This window comes from Vibrio tapetis subsp. quintayensis, from assembly GCF_030409945.1.
GTDB lineage: Bacteria > Pseudomonadota > Gammaproteobacteria > Enterobacterales > Vibrionaceae > Vibrio > Vibrio quintayensis.
This window is the reverse complement of sequence record NZ_JAUFQV010000011.1, coordinates 23,654-44,154: the sequence shown is the minus strand read 5'-3', so window position 1 is coordinate 44,154 and position 20,501 is coordinate 23,654. Positions and strand designations below refer to the sequence as shown.

16 protein-coding genes are annotated in these 20,501 nt (G+C 43.3%); 14 read left to right on the top strand and 2 right to left on the bottom strand.

Annotation, left to right across the window (positions count from 1 at the left end; genetic code table 11):
* Nucleotides 1-98 precede the first annotated feature (98 nt).
* The 12 genes from pilM (at nt 99) to trpS (ending at nt 11,371) form a co-directional block, all read left to right on the top strand.
* A complete protein-coding gene (gene pilM / locus QWZ04_RS03630) occupies nt 99-1,094 on the top strand; it encodes a type IV pilus assembly protein PilM (protein WP_290325045.1) in 996 nt (331 codons plus the stop codon).
* Nucleotides 1,078-1,644, top strand: coding sequence for a PilN domain-containing protein (locus QWZ04_RS03625; RefSeq protein WP_290325043.1), 567 nt, complete (start codon nt 1,078-1,080; stop codon nt 1,642-1,644). The genes pilM and QWZ04_RS03625 overlap by 17 nt, the downstream gene beginning before the upstream one ends.
* Nucleotides 1,641-2,258, top strand: a complete 618-nt coding sequence (locus QWZ04_RS03620; protein WP_290325041.1) for a type IV pilus inner membrane component PilO — start codon at nt 1,641-1,643, stop codon at nt 2,256-2,258. Before QWZ04_RS03625 ends, QWZ04_RS03620 begins: the two co-directional genes overlap by 4 nt.
* The gene (locus QWZ04_RS03615) at nt 2,248-2,787 is read left to right on the top strand and encodes a pilus assembly protein PilP (RefSeq protein WP_290325039.1); all 540 of its coding nucleotides are present in this window, start codon (nt 2,248-2,250) and stop codon (nt 2,785-2,787) included. The genes QWZ04_RS03620 and QWZ04_RS03615 overlap by 11 nt, the downstream gene beginning before the upstream one ends.
* A 143-nt stretch (nt 2,788-2,930) precedes the next feature.
* Nucleotides 2,931-4,370 carry a type IV pilus secretin PilQ gene (locus tag QWZ04_RS03610; protein WP_290325037.1) on the top strand — a complete coding sequence of 480 codons (1,440 nt, stop codon included), beginning with the start codon at nt 2,931-2,933 and terminating at the stop codon, nt 4,368-4,370.
* 191 nt (nt 4,371-4,561) lie between these two features.
* On the top strand, nt 4,562-5,080 hold the full coding sequence (aroK, locus tag QWZ04_RS03605; protein WP_102523338.1) for a shikimate kinase AroK: 519 nt from the start codon (nt 4,562-4,564) through the stop codon (nt 5,078-5,080).
* Between the two features lie 24 nt (nt 5,081-5,104).
* Nucleotides 5,105-6,190 carry a 3-dehydroquinate synthase gene (gene aroB, locus QWZ04_RS03600; RefSeq protein WP_290325033.1) on the top strand — a complete coding sequence of 362 codons (1,086 nt, stop codon included), beginning with the start codon at nt 5,105-5,107 and terminating at the stop codon, nt 6,188-6,190.
* Nucleotides 6,191-6,315: 125 nt separating this feature from the next.
* Complete coding sequence (locus QWZ04_RS03595) at nt 6,316-7,761, top strand: SPOR domain-containing protein (protein WP_290325031.1); 1,446 nt, start codon at nt 6,316-6,318, stop codon at nt 7,759-7,761.
* 69 nt (nt 7,762-7,830) lie between these two features.
* Nucleotides 7,831-8,652 (top strand): Dam family site-specific DNA-(adenine-N6)-methyltransferase, encoded by an 822-nt coding sequence (locus QWZ04_RS03590; protein ID WP_290325029.1) that lies wholly within the window; start codon nt 7,831-7,833, stop codon nt 8,650-8,652.
* Between the two features lie 148 nt (nt 8,653-8,800).
* Complete coding sequence (gene rpe / locus QWZ04_RS03585; RefSeq protein ID WP_290325027.1) at nt 8,801-9,475, top strand: ribulose-phosphate 3-epimerase; 675 nt, start codon at nt 8,801-8,803, stop codon at nt 9,473-9,475.
* Between the two features lie 72 nt (nt 9,476-9,547).
* Nucleotides 9,548-10,234 (top strand): phosphoglycolate phosphatase, encoded by a 687-nt coding sequence (locus QWZ04_RS03580; RefSeq protein ID WP_290325025.1) that lies wholly within the window; start codon nt 9,548-9,550, stop codon nt 10,232-10,234.
* 120 nt (nt 10,235-10,354) lie between these two features.
* Nucleotides 10,355-11,371, top strand: a complete 1,017-nt coding sequence (trpS, locus tag QWZ04_RS03575) for a tryptophan--tRNA ligase (protein WP_290325023.1) — start codon at nt 10,355-10,357, stop codon at nt 11,369-11,371.
* A 99-nt stretch (nt 11,372-11,470) separates the two neighbouring features.
* On the opposite strand, the gene QWZ04_RS03570 is transcribed toward trpS, so the two are convergent.
* Nucleotides 11,471-12,346: an endonuclease I family protein gene (locus QWZ04_RS03570; RefSeq protein WP_290325020.1), complete on the bottom strand. Its 876-nt coding sequence runs from the start codon at nt 12,344-12,346 to the stop codon at nt 11,471-11,473.
* A gap of 22 nt (nt 12,347-12,368) precedes the next feature.
* On the bottom strand, nt 12,369-15,320 hold the full coding sequence (locus QWZ04_RS03565; protein ID WP_290325018.1) for an ExeM/NucH family extracellular endonuclease: 2,952 nt from the start codon (nt 15,318-15,320) through the stop codon (nt 12,369-12,371).
* Nucleotides 15,321-16,128: 808 nt separating this feature from the next.
* Between QWZ04_RS03565 and QWZ04_RS03560 the strand changes: the two genes are divergently transcribed.
* Entirely contained in the window at nt 16,129-17,202 is a 1,074-nt protein-coding gene (locus QWZ04_RS03560) for a porin (RefSeq protein ID WP_290325015.1), read from the top strand.
* A 23-nt stretch (nt 17,203-17,225) separates the two neighbouring features.
* Complete coding sequence (locus QWZ04_RS03555) at nt 17,226-20,489, top strand: ExeM/NucH family extracellular endonuclease (RefSeq protein WP_290325013.1); 3,264 nt, start codon at nt 17,226-17,228, stop codon at nt 20,487-20,489.
* Nucleotides 20,490-20,501: the final 12 nt, after the last annotated feature.

The window sequence follows — 20,501 nt, the reverse complement described above, 5'->3', positions numbered from 1 at the left end:
TAGACTAGGATACAAAGTAACCACATGGTTCGGCTATGTTTTTTTCTAAGTATCGTCATTAGTCGCAATTGTACCACTGATTTAAGGGCAACGTCGTCATGGGGAAAGTCTTAGTTACAGGGATTGATATCGGGCACTACAGCATCAAAGCGGTGGTGCTGCGAGAGTCAAAGGAGCAACTGGAGCTGATGCACTTCCATGAATTGTTGATGCCTGAGGGTATTTTTGCCGATAACCACACGCTTGATCATCAGAATATTGTTAAAAAACTGGCAGAACTTAAACGTGCATTGCCATGGCGTGGGCGAAAAGTAGCGGCGGCCATACCGGATAGCGTGGTCAACAGTAAGATGGTGCAAGTAGCCAAAGGGCTTGAAGGGCGAGAGTTAGAGTTTGCGATTGGACAGGCTTTTGGTTTGGAATCTCCCATTCCTATCGAGGAACTGAGTTTTGACTTTTCTCATTTTGAACAATCAGAACGCGCCACCAATAGCACGGCGACTTATCAAGTTCACGCAGCGCGTAAAGAAGTCATTGATAACCGATTATTTGCGTTCAAAAAATCTGGTTTCAAGCCCATCTCGATAGACATCCATAGCCACGCGCTTGCGAGTCTTTGGCGAATCACAGCTGAGCGGTATAACGATAAATCTCAGTGGATCTTGGTGGATGTAGGTTATCAACATACTTCGTTGTGTCATGTGTTTTCAGGTTCTGTGTTTTATAAAGACATTCCTTACGGGATGAAGCAAATTCAATCGAATATCAGTATAGAGAGCAAAGCGATGGAAGCGTTGGTCGACAACATCAAACGACAAATCAACTTGTACAACTCCATAAACGGAGGCAAGGCCATTAAAGGGATGTGGTTAATCGGTGGTGGAGCGAGTGACCAGTCGCTTGTTGAGTGCTTTAAAACGCACGGTAATGTGGACATTGCTTTGCTTTCGCCTCTTTCTTTAGTTGAACACAGCAGCCCAAAAAGCAGTAAACGGCTCCGAGTCAGCAACCCCAATTGTCACTATGCTACCGCATTTGGCTTGGCGCTCGGAGGCTTTGCTTGGTTGAAAGGTGTGCGTGATGACGAACATTAACTTTACACCTTGGCGTGAAACCCGCAGAGCACAATATCGGCAGTACTTCTTCTTTGCATTGATTTTGATGGTGTCGTTTTCCGTTCTAACTCAATGGCTGGCGGGGTATTACCTGACCAAGCAGCAATCGATTCAATCATCACGAAATGCTGAGATACAAGCGCACATCCACTACTTAGACCAACAAATTCGCAGCCTAGACAAAGCAAAATCGAACCATAAAAGCATCGTTAGTCGTTTGGGTTCGGTTGAAACACTGCAGCACAACCGAAATAAAGTCACGCAGTTTATGAACCTGCTGCCCACCTTGATTCCTGATGGTGTGTATGTCGACAAAATAGAGATGAATGGGCTCGAGGTTGAAATTAATGGCATCAGTGACAGCACCGCAGATCTTGCCACCATGCTAGATAAACTCGAACGTTCAAATTCAGTTGTAGAGATTGAGATCCACTCGATCGTTTCGGGGCGACATTTGTTCGGTCAACTATTTAAATCATTTAATGTGTCGTTTGTACTGCTTAGTACTAGGGATATAGGGCACGAATGAATTGGCAAGACTTGAATTTTAAAGGCTTAGATTTTGGAGATTTGGATGTTGAGGAGCTAGCCGAGTGGCCGAGACTGCCACAAGCGCTTGTGTTGATCATCATCGTTGTCCTGATTCAACTGGCTGGCAGTTGGTTTTATTTAACCGCAGAGAACGAAGAGCTTACCCGGATGATAGATCAAGAGCAGACGTTAAAAGCTCAGCTGGTGGCGAAAACACACCAAGTGGCCGTGGTGCCTAAATTGAACAACCAACTGGACGAACTTAATCAGCGGTATGAGTTTTTATTGAAACAATTGCCGGAACAAAAAGAGTTGGCCAGTTTACTGGCGGCAGTGAATGAGCAAGGCATCAAGCACGACTTAACATTTACTCGAATTGACTGGGGGCAAAAAATCAACCAGCCCTTTTTATATAAATTGCCATTGAATATAGAGCTAACCGGAAGTTACCAAGACATCGGTCGCTTTGTTGAGTCCATTGCTACGCTGCCTAGGGTGATTAACTTTGAAGATGTGAGTTGGCAACGAGTGAGCCAAGAAAGCAGAACATTGCATTTTCGTGTGCGCGCTTACACCTACCAATTTAAACCGGAGGTGACAGATGAAAAATAGCCACACCAGCATCGTAATCGTGGGTCTATGGCTGTTGGTTGGTTGTCAGGCAGAATCAGAGCCCGTCGACGTGTTCATTGCTCAATCTCGTTTAAATGCGAAAGCCAATATTAGCGACCTTAAGCAAGTGCAGTCTTTTGAACCCATTCCATTTGATGCAGGGTTAAGTCGAGAGCCTTTTGTCTTACCCGACGTTGCAAAAATCGCGCTCAAACCGCAGGAAGACCACAACTGCTGGCAACCCAAGGCACGTAGCAAGCGATCTAAATTAGAGCAATACCCACTCGCGCAATTAAAACTCAGTGGTGTCATGGGAAGTGGAGGTAAGTTGTCCGGCATTATCCATTTACCCACAGGAACCATGAGTAAGGTATCAAGAGGGAACTTTATAGGCCGCAACAATGGCAGGGTGATCAAGGTCTCCAGCCAATACGTGTTAATTCAAGAGGTGCTGCCTGATGGTCTCGGTTGTTGGCAGAAACGGCAAACGAAGTTATCACTGAATACGACGACTCAGCATCATAACTAGACATAACAACTAAGCATAACAGCTAAGCATCACAACTAAGTCGTGCAGCTAGCACTACAAGGATATACAGCAGATTAAGATCTGTGTAGCTAAGCGTCCATAACTGGATATTTGCATGGATTTAAATAAAAAAGGATTGAGTAATGAAGCAAGTTACGAAGTACGTAACGTTTAATTGGCTATGGTTGATGCTGGTTTTGAGTGTTACCGCGAGCATGTCAGCGCAGGGAAACGAAGCGTCTGATGTTGACTATCAAAGCTCTGATTTCAACAGTACGGAATTTAATGTAACCAGTGAAAAAACCGGTAATCGAATGTCCATTAACTTCCAAGACATTCCGGTGAGGAACGTTTTGCAGTTGATCGCCGACTACAACGGTTTTAACTTAGTCACCTCTGATGCGGTCAGTGGCAATCTTACTTTGAAAGTGGACGATGTGCCTTGGCAACAAGTGTTGGACATCATCCTTAAAGTAAAAGGGTTAGATAAACGCATTGACGGCAATGTGATTTTGATTGCGCCTAAAGCGGAGTTTGAATCTCGAGAGCAAGCAAGATTAGAGCAGGCAAAACTGGCTCAAGGGTTACAGCTGCTTTCCTCTAAAATTCTAAAAATCAAATACGCAAAAGCGTCTGATGTGGCGGATATGATTCAAGGTGAGGGTGAAGTGTCGATGCTTTCAAATCGAGGCTCAATCAGCATTGATGAGCGAACCAATGCTCTTTTGATTCGCGATGTGGCAGATAATATAGAGGTGATTGAAGGCATCATCAGCGTGCTGGATATACCGGTAAAGCAGGTTCAAATTGAAGCTCGAATTGTAACGGTAACGGAAGGGGAACTGGAAGAGTTAGGGGTACGTTGGGGTTTTTCTTCAACCAACGGTAACTTTTCAGCCGGTGGTTCAATTGAAAGTAATTTAGCTGTGGTCGGGTTATACGATTCCGGTGATGGCGGCGAGGATGATGGAAAAAGTTCGGTGGAAATAGATGATTTCTTGAGTGTCAATTTGGCCGCAACGAACCCCAATGCGGCCAGTATCGCGTTTCAGGTGGCAAAATTGGGCTCAGATACCTTACTTGATCTGGAATTGTCAGCTTTACAAACAGAAAACAAAGCCGAAATTATTTCTAGTCCGCGTTTAATCACTACCAACAAACAACCGGCCTATATCGAGCAAGGAACAGAGATTCCGTACCTAGAAGCTTCGTCTAGCGGGGCAACCTCTATTGCCTTCAAAAAAGCGGTGCTCAGTTTAAAGGTGACGCCACAAATCACCCCCGATAATCGCTTGGTTTTAGATTTAAGTGTGACGCAAGATAGACCCGGTAAAGTAGTGAAAACGGGGGATGGTGAAGCGGTAGCCATCGAAACACAACGGATCGGTACGCAGGTGTTAGTCAGCAATGGTGAGACGGTAGTGCTTGGTGGAATTTACCAGCAAAGTGTCACTAATAGCGTTGATAAAGTGCCCTTTCTGGGGGATATTCCCTACCTTGGTGCGCTGTTTAGACGCAGTTATGAAAACTTAGGAAAAAGCGAATTACTCATCTTTATTACCCCGAAAGTCGTGCTTCAATAGGTCTATGAAAACAAACTAATTAAAATGAATGAAAAATAAAGTTGCAAAACAGGTGCCTTAATTGAGATAATTTCGGGTCTGATCACGAATTATCTGTGAGGAATCGGTGTTTCGAGGGTGATATAACCAATCAAAAATTGGCTTACCTTGAGGCAATGTCATTGAATTAACGTTGTAATATACTGCTGAACATGGCTGAGAAACGAAATATTTTCCTTGTGGGCCCTATGGGGGCTGGCAAAAGTACAATTGGTAGACACCTAGCTCAACAACTCCATATGGAGTTTGTTGATTCTGACACAGTCATTGAAGAGCGCACTGGCGCCGACATTGCTTGGGTGTTTGATGTAGAAGGCGAAGACGGATTCCGTGTACGCGAAGAGATGGTCATTAACGATCTGACAGAACAACAAGGTATTGTTCTGGCAACCGGTGGTGGCTCGGTGAAGAGCAAAGAAAACCGCAATCGCCTTTCGGCACGCGGCATTGTTGTTTACCTAGAAACGACTATCGAAAAACAACTTGCACGCACCAACCGCGATAAAAAGCGTCCATTGCTGCAAACGGATAACCCTCGCGATGTGCTAGAGAATCTAGCTGGCGAGCGCAACACTTTGTATGAAGAAGTTGCGGATTACGTTGTTCGTACCGACGATCAAAGTGCAAAAGTAGTAGCCAATCAAATCGTAAAAATGCTAGAAGAACGTTAAGTTCATTTTTCGGAGAGCAAACCCATGGAACGGATTACGGTTGAACTTGGTGAGCGTAGCTACCCAATTTCTATTGGCGCCGGGTTATTTAATGACTCGGCGTACTTTTGTCATATCGCGTCTAAAAAAGTCGTTGTGGTAAGTAATGTCACAGTGGCTCCTTTGTATGCATCTACTGTTATCAATCAACTTGAGCAACAAGGCCATGAAGCCGCGTTACTTGAATTGCCGGACGGTGAGCAATACAAAACACTTGATACGTTTAACACCATAATGTCTTTCTTATTGGAAGGCACGTATGGTCGCGACGTTACCTTGGTTGCATTAGGTGGCGGTGTAATTGGCGATATCGTCGGTTTTGCTGCTGCTAGCTTCCAACGTGGTGTAGATTTTATTCAAGTTCCAACGACATTATTGTCTCAAGTAGACTCCTCTGTCGGTGGCAAAACAGCGGTGAATCATCCGCTGGGTAAAAACATGATCGGGGCTTTCTATCAGCCTAAATCGGTACTGATTGATACTCAGTGTTTAACGACGTTACCAGAGCGAGAGTTCGCAGCGGGCGTTGCTGAAGTTATCAAGTACGGGATTATTTACGATCAAGACTTCTTTGTTTGGCTTGAAGAGAACATGGATTCTCTATACGAGCTGAACCCTCAAACACTGAGCTACGCGATTGCTCGATGTTGCCAAATTAAAGCGGATGTTGTGGCTCAAGATGAAAAAGAGTCCGGTATTCGTGCACTGCTTAACTTAGGTCATACTTTTGGTCACGCAATTGAAGCTGAAATGGGCTACGGCGTTTGGTTACACGGTGAAGCCGTGTCTTCAGGTACTGCAATGGCGGCCAAGACTGCTCAGCTATTAGGTTTAATTGACGAGCAGCAATTCGAACGAATCCTCACTATACTAAAAAAAGCTAAGCTACCAGTCCATACACCTAACACCATGAGTTTTGATGACTTTATTAAACACATGATGCGTGATAAAAAAGTGTTGTCCGGTAAATTGCGTTTAGTATTGCCGACTGGGATTGGCACTTCTGAAGTGGTGTCCGATGTTCCGAATCAAGTTATTGAACAGGCTATTGAGTTTTGTCGTGAAATTTAACAGCTAGATTTGCGTGTCGCGGTTTTTGTATCCCTTTATAAACCGCGCAATCATGGTTCTGCGTTTAAGTATGAAATCACGGCTCAATGCCGTGATTTTTGTTTATCAGCCCTAAGGTGGTTTTGATGAGTTTTGCACATGAAATGCGAGTATTAGAAATTGCTTCTCAAATAGAGTTGCTGGATAGGTTGCAGCTTCTTACTCGTTTTGGTTCAAATCTTATTAATATCAGTGGCGCGAAAGGCTCAGGTAAAACTTGGCTGGCGCAACGTTACTTGGAAGCGTGGGCCACGGAAAAAAATCAATCTTTACTGCTCTGTTATCCTTCCCAAACTGATGCTCAGCAACGTGCCATGATGCTTAATCAGCTGGTTTCTGATGCCATGTTTAACGAAAGTGACTCGGTATTAGACAGTTTCAGCCTGCTGGTTGGCGATGAGCCATGCGATGTGGTGTTTGTGGTGGATGATGCCCAAATGCTCACTGAAGACTTGCTGGCCGAACTATGGATGCTCGTCGTTGAAGCACAAAGCCATCCTAAATGGTCGGTCAACGTTGTGCTGTTTTCTGAGGGCGACAGCCTTGAGCATATCCTTGCTCGTATTGGCTATGGCCAAGAAACCAAACCGGTTGATTTTGAAATAGAAAAATTTACTGAACAAGAAGCAGAAGAGTTTACTGAGCTGCTCGTGGTGCGCTATGCTCAAACTCTTGAAGGGAAACAAAAGATTCGTAAGCAGGCGAAAAAGTGTCAACGTTTGCCTGGTGAACTGATTGCATTAGGGGCTAAAAAAGTGGAAAAAAGGATCATTATCCGCTCTGTTATTGAGTCTCCTGCGCGTATCGCCGCGTTGGTGTTGGTGTTACTGCTACTTATTGCAGGTGGCTACTGGTGGTTTTTCTCGCAAGAGACGCCTGGCCGTAATTCTCAAAATATGGTGGTTGAAGAAAGTGCCTCGAATCCAGACTCTCAAATGGTGTTGAGTGTTTCTGGTGCTAATAGCACTGAAACGGTACGAATCCCCTTAGGTAATGGCACACAAGATGCAACAGAAATTGAAGATGATGCGATGGCGCTGCCTCCTGCGGTTATGTCAGAAACAGCCACGGTTGGTGGTCAATTGGCCGATGATGAAAAGCGAGTGATTGTTCCATCGGACGTAGTGGATGCATTAATGGAAGATCGCGAACCTCCAGCAAGCGCGGCAGTGATCGATGAAGTCGTTGCTGAGGCTAAGCCAACGGCTGGCGACAAAAACCGAATTACCTTTTCTTATGCGCGAGACGAATTAGAAGCCTTGTCACCAAGAGCGTACACGTTGCAATTGGCGGCGATGACATCTAAGCAAGAAGTTCAGGCCTTTATTAACTTGCATCAATTAAATGGCCAAGTTCGAATTTACCCAACCGTTCGTAATGAAGTAGAGTGGTTCATTATTACTTACCAAGACTACGACACCATTCAAAAAGCTCGCGACGCTGTAAATTCACTTTCAGCTGAACTTCAAGCGGTTGGCCCTTGGGCGAAATCAATAAATCAGGTTCAAAGAGAGATATTACGTGGCAAATAACGCTGAGCTTTGTCGCGAAATATGTTACATTCCGCAACCGTATTTTTGAGTTGTTGGGTTGAGCAGTAGATGAAGAAGCAACGTGCTTTTTTAAAGTGGGCTGGTGGTAAATATGGCTTGGTGGAAGATATCCAACGTCACCTGCCGCCTGCAAGAAAACTGATCGAACCTTTTGTTGGTGCAGGCTCTGTATTTTTAAATACGGACTACGAACAGTACCTGCTTGCGGATATCAACCCAGATCTCATCAACCTCTATAACTTGCTCAAGCAAGAACCAGAGCGTTACATTGAAGAAGCAAAACGTTTCTTTACTCCAGAGCACAACCGTAAAGAAGTTTTCTTAGACATACGTGTCCAATTTAACGCAACCGATGATGTGTTTTATCGCTCACTTGCGTTTTTGTACATGAACCGCTTTGGTTTTAATGGCCTGTGTCGTTATAACAAAAAAGGCGGCTTTAATGTGCCGTTTGGTTCTTACAAAAAACCTTACTTCCCTGAAAAAGAGCTGATTTTCTTTGCTGAAAAAGCCAAGAAAGCGACGTTCGTGTGTGAAGGTTATTCAGAAACATTCAGCCGAGCTCGTAAAGGGGCCGTCGTGTACTGCGATCCTCCTTATGCACCGCTTTCATCAACCGCAAACTTTACTTCATACGCAGGTAATGGTTTTTCGTTGGATGATCAAGCTGCACTGGCTGACGTTGCTGAGAAAACAGCTTTTGAGCGTGGTATCCCTGTTCTTCTTTCTAATCACGACACTACATTGACTCGTCGTCTGTATCACGGTGCGGAATTGAACGTGGTGAAAGTAAAGCGCACTATTAGCCGTAACGGTGGTGGGCGAAACAAGGTTGATGAGTTACTCGCTCTGTATCATCAGAAAGAATAGTGCATCACTCCTAACTATTTCTCTATTCCAATACGACTAATTCGTACTTCTGAGAGTCTAAACTGAACAATCGCTAGGATTTAACCGATTGCTTAGGTAGAATTGCGCCCGAAATTTACTCGATAATTCCCTTTTTTTGAGGTCAGGCATGAAAGACTTTTTGATCGCTCCATCAATTCTATCCGCAGATTTCGCTCGTTTGGGTGAAGACGTAGAAAAAGTACTCGCAGCGGGTGCAGACGTCGTGCACTTCGACGTGATGGATAACCATTATGTTCCAAACCTGACTTTCGGTGCGCCGATTTGTAAAGCGTTGCGTGATTACGGCATCACAGCGCCTATCGATGTTCACCTAATGGTGAAGCCTGTTGACCGCATCATCCCTGATTTTGCTAAAGCGGGTGCAACAATGATTACGGTTCACGCAGAAGCGACTGAGCATTTAGATCGCACTATGCAGCTTATCAAAGAGTGTGGCTGTCAGGCGGGTGTGGTATTTAACCCAGCAACGCCTCTTCATTACCTAGATTACATCATGGACAAAGTAGACATGATTTTGCTGATGTCTGTTAACCCAGGTTTTGGAGGCCAGTCTTTCATTCCGAACACATTAGACAAGCTGCGTGAAGTGCGTAAGCGTGTTGATGCGTCAGGCCGCGATATTCGTATTGAAATTGATGGCGGCGTTAAAGTGGATAACATCCGTGAAATCGCAGAAGCAGGTGCTGATATGTTTGTTGCAGGTTCGGCTATTTTCAGCCAGCCTGACTACAAAGCAGTGATCGATGAAATGCGTGCGGAGCTTGCAAAAGTCGAGCGTTAATCGTTCATTTTAAGTATGATTGAAGCGAGTAATCCTAGTGGATTACTCGCTTTTTTATTAGGGATTAAAAACATGTCATTAGATTCAATCAAACTTATCGCATTCGATTTAGACGGAACATTACTCGACAGTGTTCCTGATTTAGCCCTGGCCGTCGATCAAGCCGTTCGCAGTTTAGATTACCCTGCCGTTAATGAAGAACAAGTTCGTGATTGGGTTGGCAATGGTGCCGATGTGTTGATTGCTAGAGCGCTGAGCCAGGCAATTGAACCTCGTACTGATTTTGAACCTGAATTCCTTGCGACAGCTCGAATTCGTTTTGATGACTTTTATCATCAGAGTGGCCATAAGCTTAGCCACTTGTATTCTAACGTAGTAGAAACGCTGAATACATTGCACAAAGCCGGTTATAAAATGGCGATCGTGACCAACAAGCCATCTAAGTTTGTGCCAGACATTCTTGCACAACACGGCATTACTGAATTGTTTTGTGATGTACTGGGCGGCGATTGCTTTGATCAGAAAAAGCCGAACCCGATGGCACTAAATTGGTTACTTGAAAAGCACGGCATTAGCGCAGAGCAAATGCTGATGGTTGGCGATTCTAAAAACGACATCTTAGCGGCGCAAAATGCCGGGTGTTATTCGTTTGGCCTGACTTACGGTTACAACCACGGTGAGCCAATCAGTGATTCTAAGCCGCATTATGTTGCGGATAATATCTCTGAGTTATTGGCTGTGGTTTCACTAGCCGATTAAAGCCAACAAAGTTGTGCTGCACTACTAGTAATATCCTAGTGAATGAGTACACTGGATAAACCGCGTTGATCAAGCTGCGCGGTTTTTATTGAATTTAAAGAAGTCAAAGGAATCAAAAGCATGAGCAAGCCTATCGTATTGAGTGGTGTTCAACCATCAGGTGAACTAAGTATCGGTAACTACTTGGGTGCTCTTCGTCAATGGCACCAAATGCAAGACGACTATGATTGCCAATATTGTGTTGTGGATCTTCACGCGATTACGGTTCGACAAGATCCGAAAGCACTGCATGAAGCGACACTAGACGCATTGGCAATTTGTCTCGCTGTGGGCGTTGATCCGAAAAAGAGCACGCTATTTGTTCAGTCTCACGTACCGGAACATGCTCAGCTTGGTTGGCTTCTTAACTGTTATACCCAAATGGGCGAACTGAGCCGCATGACTCAGTTTAAAGATAAGTCTACGCGCTACGCTAACGATGTGAACGCGGGCTTATTTGGCTACCCAGTGCTGATGGCTGCTGATATTTTGCTTTATGGCGCGCATCAAGTACCCGTCGGTAACGACCAAAAACAGCACCTTGAGTTGGCTCGTGATATCGCGAAACGCTTTAATAACGTGTACAGCCCAGAAAGCCCGATCTTCACTGTGCCTGAACCGTACATCCCGGAAGTGAACGCACGTGTAATGAGCTTACAAGATGCAACGAAGAAGATGTCTAAGTCAGACGATAATCGCAAAAACGTGATTACTCTGCTTGAAGATCCGAAATCGATCATCAAGAAGATCAACAAAGCGCAAACGGACGCAGAAACACCGCCACGTATTGCCAACGATTGGGAAAACAAAGCGGGTATTTCTAACTTAATGGGTTTGTATTCTGCGGCAACGGGTAAAACGTTTGCTGAAATCGAAGCGCAATACCAAGGCGTTGAAATGTACGGCCCATTCAAGAAAGACGTTGGCCAAGCATTGGTTGAAATGCTAGAGCCAATTCAGTCTGAATACCACCGTATTCGTGCTGATCGCGCTTACATGGATCAAGTGATGAAGCAAGGCGCCGAAAAAGCCTCTGAGCGCGCAGCCGTTACACTGAAAGAAGCGTATAAAGCGGTAGGGTTTGTTACTCGCCCGTAGTTATTTTTAGATAACTTCTCGTTGGAAACATGAAAGCCGCATCAATCATAAATTGATGCGGCTTTTTTATGCAGTGGTTTACGAGTTAGCTAAATGGAGTTAATTACAGTCACTACGGAATATCTCCTCAGCCCACTCTGGGTGATCGATGTAAGGATTTCGGTTTTTTTGAATAGCAAAAATTTTGTCATTACGCTTTGATTCAAAATCATCAACCGGATCAGCGGCGTGCCAAGTCAATAAGGTGCAAACATTACCCAAAGCTGTTCCATTGTTTTGCAATGTGGAAACCAGCTCTAAATCTGGCGTTTTGACATCGTGTCCTTCGTAGCGTGTTGCCATATAGAACATCATTCGTGCAACATCACCTTTCACTTCATCGCGAGGTTCAAAGCTGGTTGCTGTTTTTCTATTTCCCGCTTCTGGTGACTCGTTAGTTAGGCTGCCGCCGTTATCATATTCCAAATTACCGCGTTCAGAGTTGATAGACTCATCTGTTGGGCGGAGGTGATGGATATCGGTATATCCTGCTGCTCCTTTATTGTTAAATCCACCGTTGGATTTTGGATAGCTGTGTTCACGGTTCCAGTTATCTTGGCCAAGGTTGCCTTGTCCTGATTTTTGCCCTTTTTCTTGCGAGCGACCTGTATACATTAAGATAACGTTACTCGGATTTTCTGGGTCTTCGTCGGTAATATCTAGAGCATCCCATACATCGAATGACGAACTAGAATAAGGTAGCTTTACGGTATTCGCTGAGATAATTTGGTTCAGTTTTGTTTTTAGGGCCAAGCCTGATACACCGTTAGTCCCGGCGTAATAGTTGGTTGGATCCACTGGTGGCGTCGGATCGGTTTTGATCTCGCAGATCTTGGTTAAGGGGGCAACAACATGAGGATCATGTGCCTGAATGTAGTCAGCATTTGCCGTAAATGAAGCCAAAGTAAGTAATGCGATAGTTATTTTATTCATCATCAAATGTCCTTTTTAGGTGGCGTTACTTACGCTTTTTACTGCGTGAAATGGTGAAACCAGCTAGAGCCAGCAGACTAAGAAGTCCGGTGGAGCCTCCAGAGTTACTCGTGCCTTCCAATTCGTTCGTGTCACTACTTGTTGCGACCTCTATTTCAACTGCTGGAGATTGATAGGTTTCACCTGTCGCACCCTGAATGACTTTAGTCATCTGATAGTTCCCCTTTTTGCTTACCTGCGCAGTGAGCTCAATCCATCCCTGTTCAATCAAATCTTCTGTCAACGTAACTGGAGTGGAAATATCACCTGCCATCGCTGCGTTAAAACTGGTGATTTTGGAAAAATTCAAACTAGCGATATCACCAACATGTAGATCAAACATCCCTAATGAAGTGAGATCCATAAGTACTTTGATTTGCTTGCCAGCCTTTGGTGAATCAGGTTTTTCTTTGAGTGCTTTAGGCGGATTTAGAGGCTTATTTGGTGGCGTGACTTTCTTGGGAGGAGTCACAGATGAATTTAACTTCAATACCACAAGAGCAGGATTATGATCTGAAGCTCTGTACGCGTCTGTATAGGATGTTAAGTCACCGGATTTGCTTTCAGGGTACTCAAATAAGGTCGACTCGGCCGCATTAATATTCCAGTCTTCTGCGGCGGCAACTTTTGCAGCAGTTGCTTGATCGGCCAAAATATAATCTAAGCTACCAACGGTATCTTGATAGGAATAGCTATAGGCTAGTGGATGCTTTTCTTGGATGAGATTACGGTAGTTGAAGGACTGAGTAATGGTTGTTGGTGTCTCACCATCCATAGCAGTATTTCCAATAAAGGTGTTCTTAGCCGGCGTAATCTTGTAGCCATCAGGTATGTTCGTCAGTACCAACAACGGATCTTCTTTGGCATAACTATTAAGATCACCCAAGATCAGTTTGTAACCACCAACACTTTCGAGTTCCGTCGCTAGGTGTTTCGCCGCTGACACGCGAAAGTTTTCACATGCACCTTGTAAATCATTATTGTTACCTGCAGAGGTATCTTCTAAGCAGCTTCCTCCTTTGGATTTAAAGTGATTGACCGATAGGGTGATGCTTTGCTCTGTGCCATTGATTTTAAAGCTAGGTGTTACAGCATCGCGTTGGTAGTTGGTTCGGCTTCCTCCACGTTGCTCTGGCATTTTGATGATACGGTATTGGCTAAGTGTTAGCTTAGTCGGTTTAAAAATAACTTGGTTTGCAATCGCACCGTTACCAATGTGCTGATCGACATTACCATCACCGGTGCTGTCTCCTGTGACATAGGCATAATGATCAGCTTCAGGTAAGCGAGCATTCACTTTATTCACCAAATGTGCAATGGCAGAGTTCTCTCCAAAACCGTTGTTTTCTATTTCCATTAAACCGATAGCATCGGCGTTCATAGCGATTAAAGCACTGACAATTTTGTCACCTTGACGCTCAAACTCGGCAGCACTTTGCGCACCACGGTTTGTATTGGTTGGGTTGTCTTCGCCACCAAATGGAGAGTTAAAATAGTTTAAAACGTTAAAGGTGGCGATACGTAAACCGCTTTTTACCAAGGCTGGCTGAGTAGGGCGTACGTGGTCTCGGGAAAAGGTATGAAGGTTTGCTTTATTGGTTACGTACAGGCGGTAGTCGGAATGTGAGTAACCTACCACACCTTGTAAGCCGTTAATGGTATCGCCAATACGAATGTAATGCTCTGAGGTGGTTGTACCATCATCCATTGGTGCTGCGTTTGGCATGGCAAAGTCAGGATACCAAGGGATTGTGCCTACGGCCGCTTTTTCAAACGATTCGATAATTAAACGCTTATCTTCGTTACAATTTGCTTGGTTCTGCGCCTCTTTAGATCCCGCGAGGTGATTTTGGTTAGGGTGAACATTAATTCGTTCGTGTGCGACCACCATATTGTTACGATCGGGGCCATAATCTTTACTAAAACTGCGGGTGACCTTCAGTTTGGATTCTTCTTCCAGGCTAACGAGCATGCTCTCATGGCGCTCTAAGGTGAAATCATAGCTGGTATCGCTTGAGAGTGGTTTAATAACCGTAGGTGTGATGGTACCAGAACCGACAATTTCAACGCTGTTTGCTGTGAATTTTGTCCAACCAAAGTCTTCAACCACGGACCCTGTTACTTGTACTTTTTGGCCGATGTTTAGGCCCGTAATTTCGCCGACTACGAATATAGCATCAGAAGTTTTTGGGTTGTTGTCGCCTTGCTCATCTTGAATGAAATAGCCAGTAGGAAGGTCTTTTTCAATTGTGTTGCTGGTTTGAATTGCGGTGATCACGCCTTGGACCACAAAAGTTTCGTCAGAGGTGTATTTGCCATTAGCAGGATCTGTAAAAGGGGACTTCCAACTGCTGCCTTGCAGCTCCATAATACTTGTCAGTGGGATGGGTTTTGGTCCCATGTCGGGCTCGCCAGCGTCGATTCCATTGAGTAGCCCTAGATCCGTGTGGCTATTTTTGGGCTTTATATTCCATTTGTTTTCATCAAATGTCGGTGATAGGTAAGGGGTTAAGTCTGTACGTTCATAAGTTTTATCTTTACCCCAGTCGACATCTCCCTCAGTACCTAAACTATCCACTACCGTTCCATCTTTAAGAAGGGCATAGGTTTCATCGCCGTTGTGGTTAATGACGGCTTCGCCAATTATTTCTGCTTTTGTGTTAATCGCAGCAATGGCGTCTTTGTGGCTAAGAACAAACACTTGATTGGGTTTTAAAATGACACTTGGATAACTGTAGTGTTTAGTGAGGTCTCCTTTTCCGCTGACTTTAGTCGCAAGTTGATAGCCCGCTAGATTCACGTCGCTGTTGCCTGTATTGGCAATTTCAATTGCTTTGTTGTGACCACCACCTTCGATGTACTCCGAGATGACAATATTGGCTTGGGCACCAAATGAGCATACCGCACCAATGGATAGAGCGAGTAAGTTGAATTTCATATTATGACCTTTGTTAGATTTAAAATTTAATAACTAATTACTTATTATCAATTTTATTATTAAGGAGATAATAGCTACAGCTTGGTTATTGTTCAGACAAAGTTCCTTTATTTAGTTGCGCAATCCTTTTTTCAACAGAAAACGATATCATCACAAATATTAGCGTTTATTTTATTAGGTATTACTTTATCTTCTGAGGGGTTTTTTCGACATTATGATTGTGATTTATGTCCAATAATTGAACATTTATTGGATTGGTTTTTCATTGTTAACAAATTTTGTTGAAAGTGTGATGTTTGGTTTTTTTTGTGGGTATGAGTGGCTTAATAGGCAAGAATAATTAAATTAATTTATATTACAGAGTCTTTGAATACGCGGGAATGTTGCTTAATTTGTTGTTTTTTATTGGTTTGGCTGCTTGTTTGATGTTTTGGCTGGTATATATCATTATTGGAGTTAAAACTGAGTCTTAGCTCTAGTTTTTAGGTGGTGATAATGAAAAAATTAAAGTCAATACCTATAAGTGTTGAAAGTGTATTTTGTATCTAAATATTGCCAACTTATAAGTGATAGATCTCTCATTGACCGTGAAAATAACTTCTTTATCTAGTGTTAAAAGGAGACATTACGCACCTTACTGATATTAAGGTTGCGCGCAAGAATTACTCTTGTTTGGTCTTTTTTATATAAAAATCCAATTTACATTATGAGTTGCTTATTTAAGCTCTTGCAAAAACCTTTCAGCAACTACTTGCTGTAAATATATTGATTGAGAATTAATAAAATAATGAGTCACAAGGATATTGATATGACTAAAAGGAATGCAATAGCAATCGCGCTTTCCGCATTGTTTGCTGCCAGTGGCGCGAATGCAGCAACCATCTATGAAAATGAAAATGGCGACTACCTCAAATTATATGGAGAAGTAGGTGTTGGTGGCCATATTGGAGCTCGCTACGAGTATGGCGAATTTCATGCTGATAAAGAATATATTGATGACTCTTTTGCCACGATGGGCGTGAAGGGTATCAAAGATAAAATGCACTTCCGTCTAGAGCTCGATTATGAGCGTGAGAACTGGAAATATGGCTCAGGCGATATGCGTCTCGCGATAGATAAAGTTTTTATCGGCTACGACGTGCTTGATAATCATTACTTAGAGGCTGGCTTAACCGATACAGCGTTTGATGATTATGACAAGTGGGGTGATTTTACCTTTGATACTACTGTTGAAACGGGTGAAGCGGGAGATCAAGATCAAACCGTAAAATACGAAGGCCGCTTCTTTGGCGATCTTAAAATTGGCGCTTCGTATACCTACTACGCCAAATCAAGCTCAGGTTCTGAACTAGGTAATATCACTAGTAGTTACATCGGCTATTTTGCAGATGATTATTCAGCGGTATTGGGTTACGAACGCCGTACTGGTTCTCAAGGAAAGTCTAAATATGGTAAGCAGCAACTAGCTGGCTTTGGTGCGCGCTATCGTGCAACAGATGACCTTTGGATTGGTATCAATGGTTACTACGAAGAAGAAGACATTGCTCTTGAAACAACGCTGGTCGATAACACCGATCCTTTAAATAAAGTTTATGTCTACAACGATTACCAACCTGTTACAAATAAAGGTGCTCTAGTCTCTGCAAAATATGCTCTTACTGATATATGGGAGCTGACTGTTTCTGCAAACTATGAAACATATGAAGTGTGGGATAAAGAAAGCCCTGCCTGGGACACCAAAAATCATGATTGGGGTAAAGAGCGTACTTGGCAAACTTATGGTGTCAACTATCGTCCAACTCGTGACTCTGTGATCGCGCTAGAGCTAAACAGTGGTGAAGCCGCTCAACGTGCCTACGCATATGCTCGTGTGTACTTCTAATCCAGGGAATTAAGGAATTGAAAATGAACAAAAAAATGACCGTACTGGCAGGTGCAATCACCAGTATTTTGAGTGCTTCTGCGCTAGCTGATATTAATGACATCATCATTTCTGAATATATGGAAGGTGGGTATAATAACAAAGCCGTAGAGATTACGAACTTAGGAGCAAGTGACTTTGTTTTTCCTAGTAATATAGATATTGCTTATCAAAAAGACGGTGCAACTTGGACTCGTATTGATTTAGACGATGGCTCATCAGCACTTAGCGGAATTACTCTTTCGGCTGGTAAATCCTTGGTGTTGCGAAACCCGTCAAGTTCGAGCAATGAGCAAGCACAAATTGATGCTCTTGAATCAGCGAAAAGCAAGTTTGGGGCACAAGTTGTAAACGCAAAGGTTTACTATAATGGCAATGATGCTGTGGCTTTGCGTGATGTTTCGAATTCAAGTGCACCAGTATTGCTAGATGTAATTGGAGTTATAGGCAGCTCAAGCAATTGGGGTAAAGATGTAACTTTGCGTCGTTATAACGCTAATAAAGCACAAAGTGCAACCTACAAGTCTGATAGTTGGCTGCAAGAGGCAAAAAACACTTTTTCTGGTTTAGGTGATCCTGCATTGGCCCCTCAATCAGTCGCAGCTACACCATGTACAGATGCTGAAGGATCTATCTCTCATAAGATGATTGGTGAAGTGCAAGGTGAAGGTTACTCTTCTCCTCTTATTACTTCGGGTTACACTTCAACAGATGAATACTTAGTCACCGGTGTTGTTAGTGCTGTATCAAAAACTTTACTTAAAGGTGGTTTTTTCCTTTTTGATGCAGATGCAGATGGTAATGCAAAAACTTCGGATGGTGTATTTGTTAAAACATCAGCTCCTGTATCGCAAGATATGGTTGGCCAACAGATTTGTGTTAGAGCTAAAGTGAAAGAAGACTATGGCGTTACAATGCTTGTTCCTACCGATAATAAGTGGGAAGTGAAAAATGCAAGCGTGGTAATACCTACACCGGTTGAATTAGTGCGAATTTCCAGTGATGGTGATACTTTCCGCTCTACTTTAGAGCGTTATGAAGGTATGCCTGTCAAGCTTGTCAAAGACATGGACTCAGTCGCTGAAGACGATCAAAATATGCGAGTTTCTCGTACCTTTGGTTATGATTATGGCAGCCGACGTAACAATATGGTAGTGGCCTATAAACGCCCTAATATGCAACCAAACCAAGAGCATGCGGCTGGTAGTGCTGAATCAAAAGCTCAAAAGAGTCAGAATAATGATTACCGTCTAATTGTCGATACAGATGAGGCACCAGGTAATGGTGTGGTGCCTTTTTACCCTACATTTAGTTATGACAATCATATTCGTATTGATGATTCGGTTATAGGTTTAGAAGGTGTAATTCATTATTCATATGGAGATTTCCGTATGATGGTGACAAATACAGTTGATAAAAATGCCTTTATTCATAATACACCTCGTCAGGCTAAACCTAAGATCAGCACTTCTACAACAAATGATCGCTTTGCGATAAAAATAGCTACTCAAAACGTACTTAACTATTTCAATTCACCATTTGGTGGAGATACTAATACCCATGGGGAAAACCGAGGGGCAGAAAACCAAGAAGATTTTGATCGTCAACAAGCTAAAATAGTTGAAGCAATATATGGGCTTAATGCTGATATTGTTGGTTTGATGGAAGTTGAGAATAATGGCTTTGGTGATCGTAGTGCGATTAAAGAACTACTCAATGCCGTAAATGCTAAGTTCTCGGATGATCGCTATTCTAATCGTAATAATCAAAATTCAATTCATAATCGTTATACGTTTGTTGGCTTTGACTCTAATGGTGACACAGTACTTGATGCGTTGGACTCTGTTGGTGGAGATGCGATTACAACTGGCTTGTTCTATCGCCCCTCAAAAGTGTCGCTTAAAGCGGGTAAGGTGATTCCAATGCCTTCTCAAATCGGCGATCCGGTTGTTGACGATAGTGGTCAACCGATTGTTAAATCGAATGGAGAGATGGTTGAAAGTGGTCGAAATTATCAACGTGATTCTATTGCCGCGACTTTCCAAGTCCTTAACACCGGCAAAGAAGTGACGGTTGCAGTTAACCACCTGAAATCTAAAGGGTCTACTTGTAATGATGATTGGGCTGGTTGGCAAGAATGGACAAGCTTTGATCCTAAAAAAGGCAAAGTAAAGGATGATGACTACCAAGGTTCATGTGAGAACTTTCGAGTAGCGGCTGCTTACCAATTGGGTGAGCAACTAGCGAAAATGGGAGGAGACCAAGTGGTAGTTGGTGATATGAACTCCTATGCAAATGAAGATCCAATGTTAGTTCTGACTTCCAACCCTACGGGCAAGGTGTTGAAAGCGGCTGCTAATACATTTATTGGCAAGAAACCACAGTTTGGCGCAGATGGTGCAGTTATTACTAAGACATATGGCTTTATTAATGCCGTAGGTAAGAAAGATGCTGAACATGGGAAGCAAAGTTGGAGTTATTCTTACAATGATGAAGTCGGCTCGTTGGATCATGTGTTAATTTCTAAATCACTTGATAGCCGTATGATCGATGCTGTGGACTGGCATATCAATGCTGCTGAATCAACGTTGTTTGATTATCAAGGCAAGTATAAAGATAACGATAACGATACGAACTTAAATCCGTTCTATGAGAAAACGGCATTCCGTTCATCAGATCATGATTCAGCTTTAATCTCGCTTAGTTACCGTTATGCTGAAGCAGGGGAAAACCGAGTAACAGTAGCAGTGAAGAGTGATCGAATGGAGATACCATTTCCAATCAATATTAGTGCTTCAACTGAGCTTGGTGGTGAAGACTTACCAAAAGCAGGAGACATTGCACAATTGGTAATTTCTCCTATGCCAGATCACCCTGTTGCGGTTCCTACTGTGAAGCTGACTAAGTCGGGTAATCAAACGATCAAATTTGATGTAGTTGGCTTTAAAGCTGGTGATTATACCTTTAGTGTTAAGTTGACCGGTGAACGTTGGGTTAACGAGGCCGGTGAAGTGGTAGTTGCACCAGCAGTACAGACGATGGCATCAAGCGTAGAACCTGTTAAAAAGACCATTACAATTCCTAAAACTGACTCATTAGTATCAGTTAAAGTTGTGAAGCGTGATTCGTTAACTCCTTCGATCGCAATTCCAGAATATGATGGCACTGGCGGTTCAGGTGGTGCATTCGGTCTAGGCGGTCTATTCGCTCTGTTCGGCTTTGGCTTCCTACGCCGTCGTCGTCAGTAAGTAGAAGAAGTC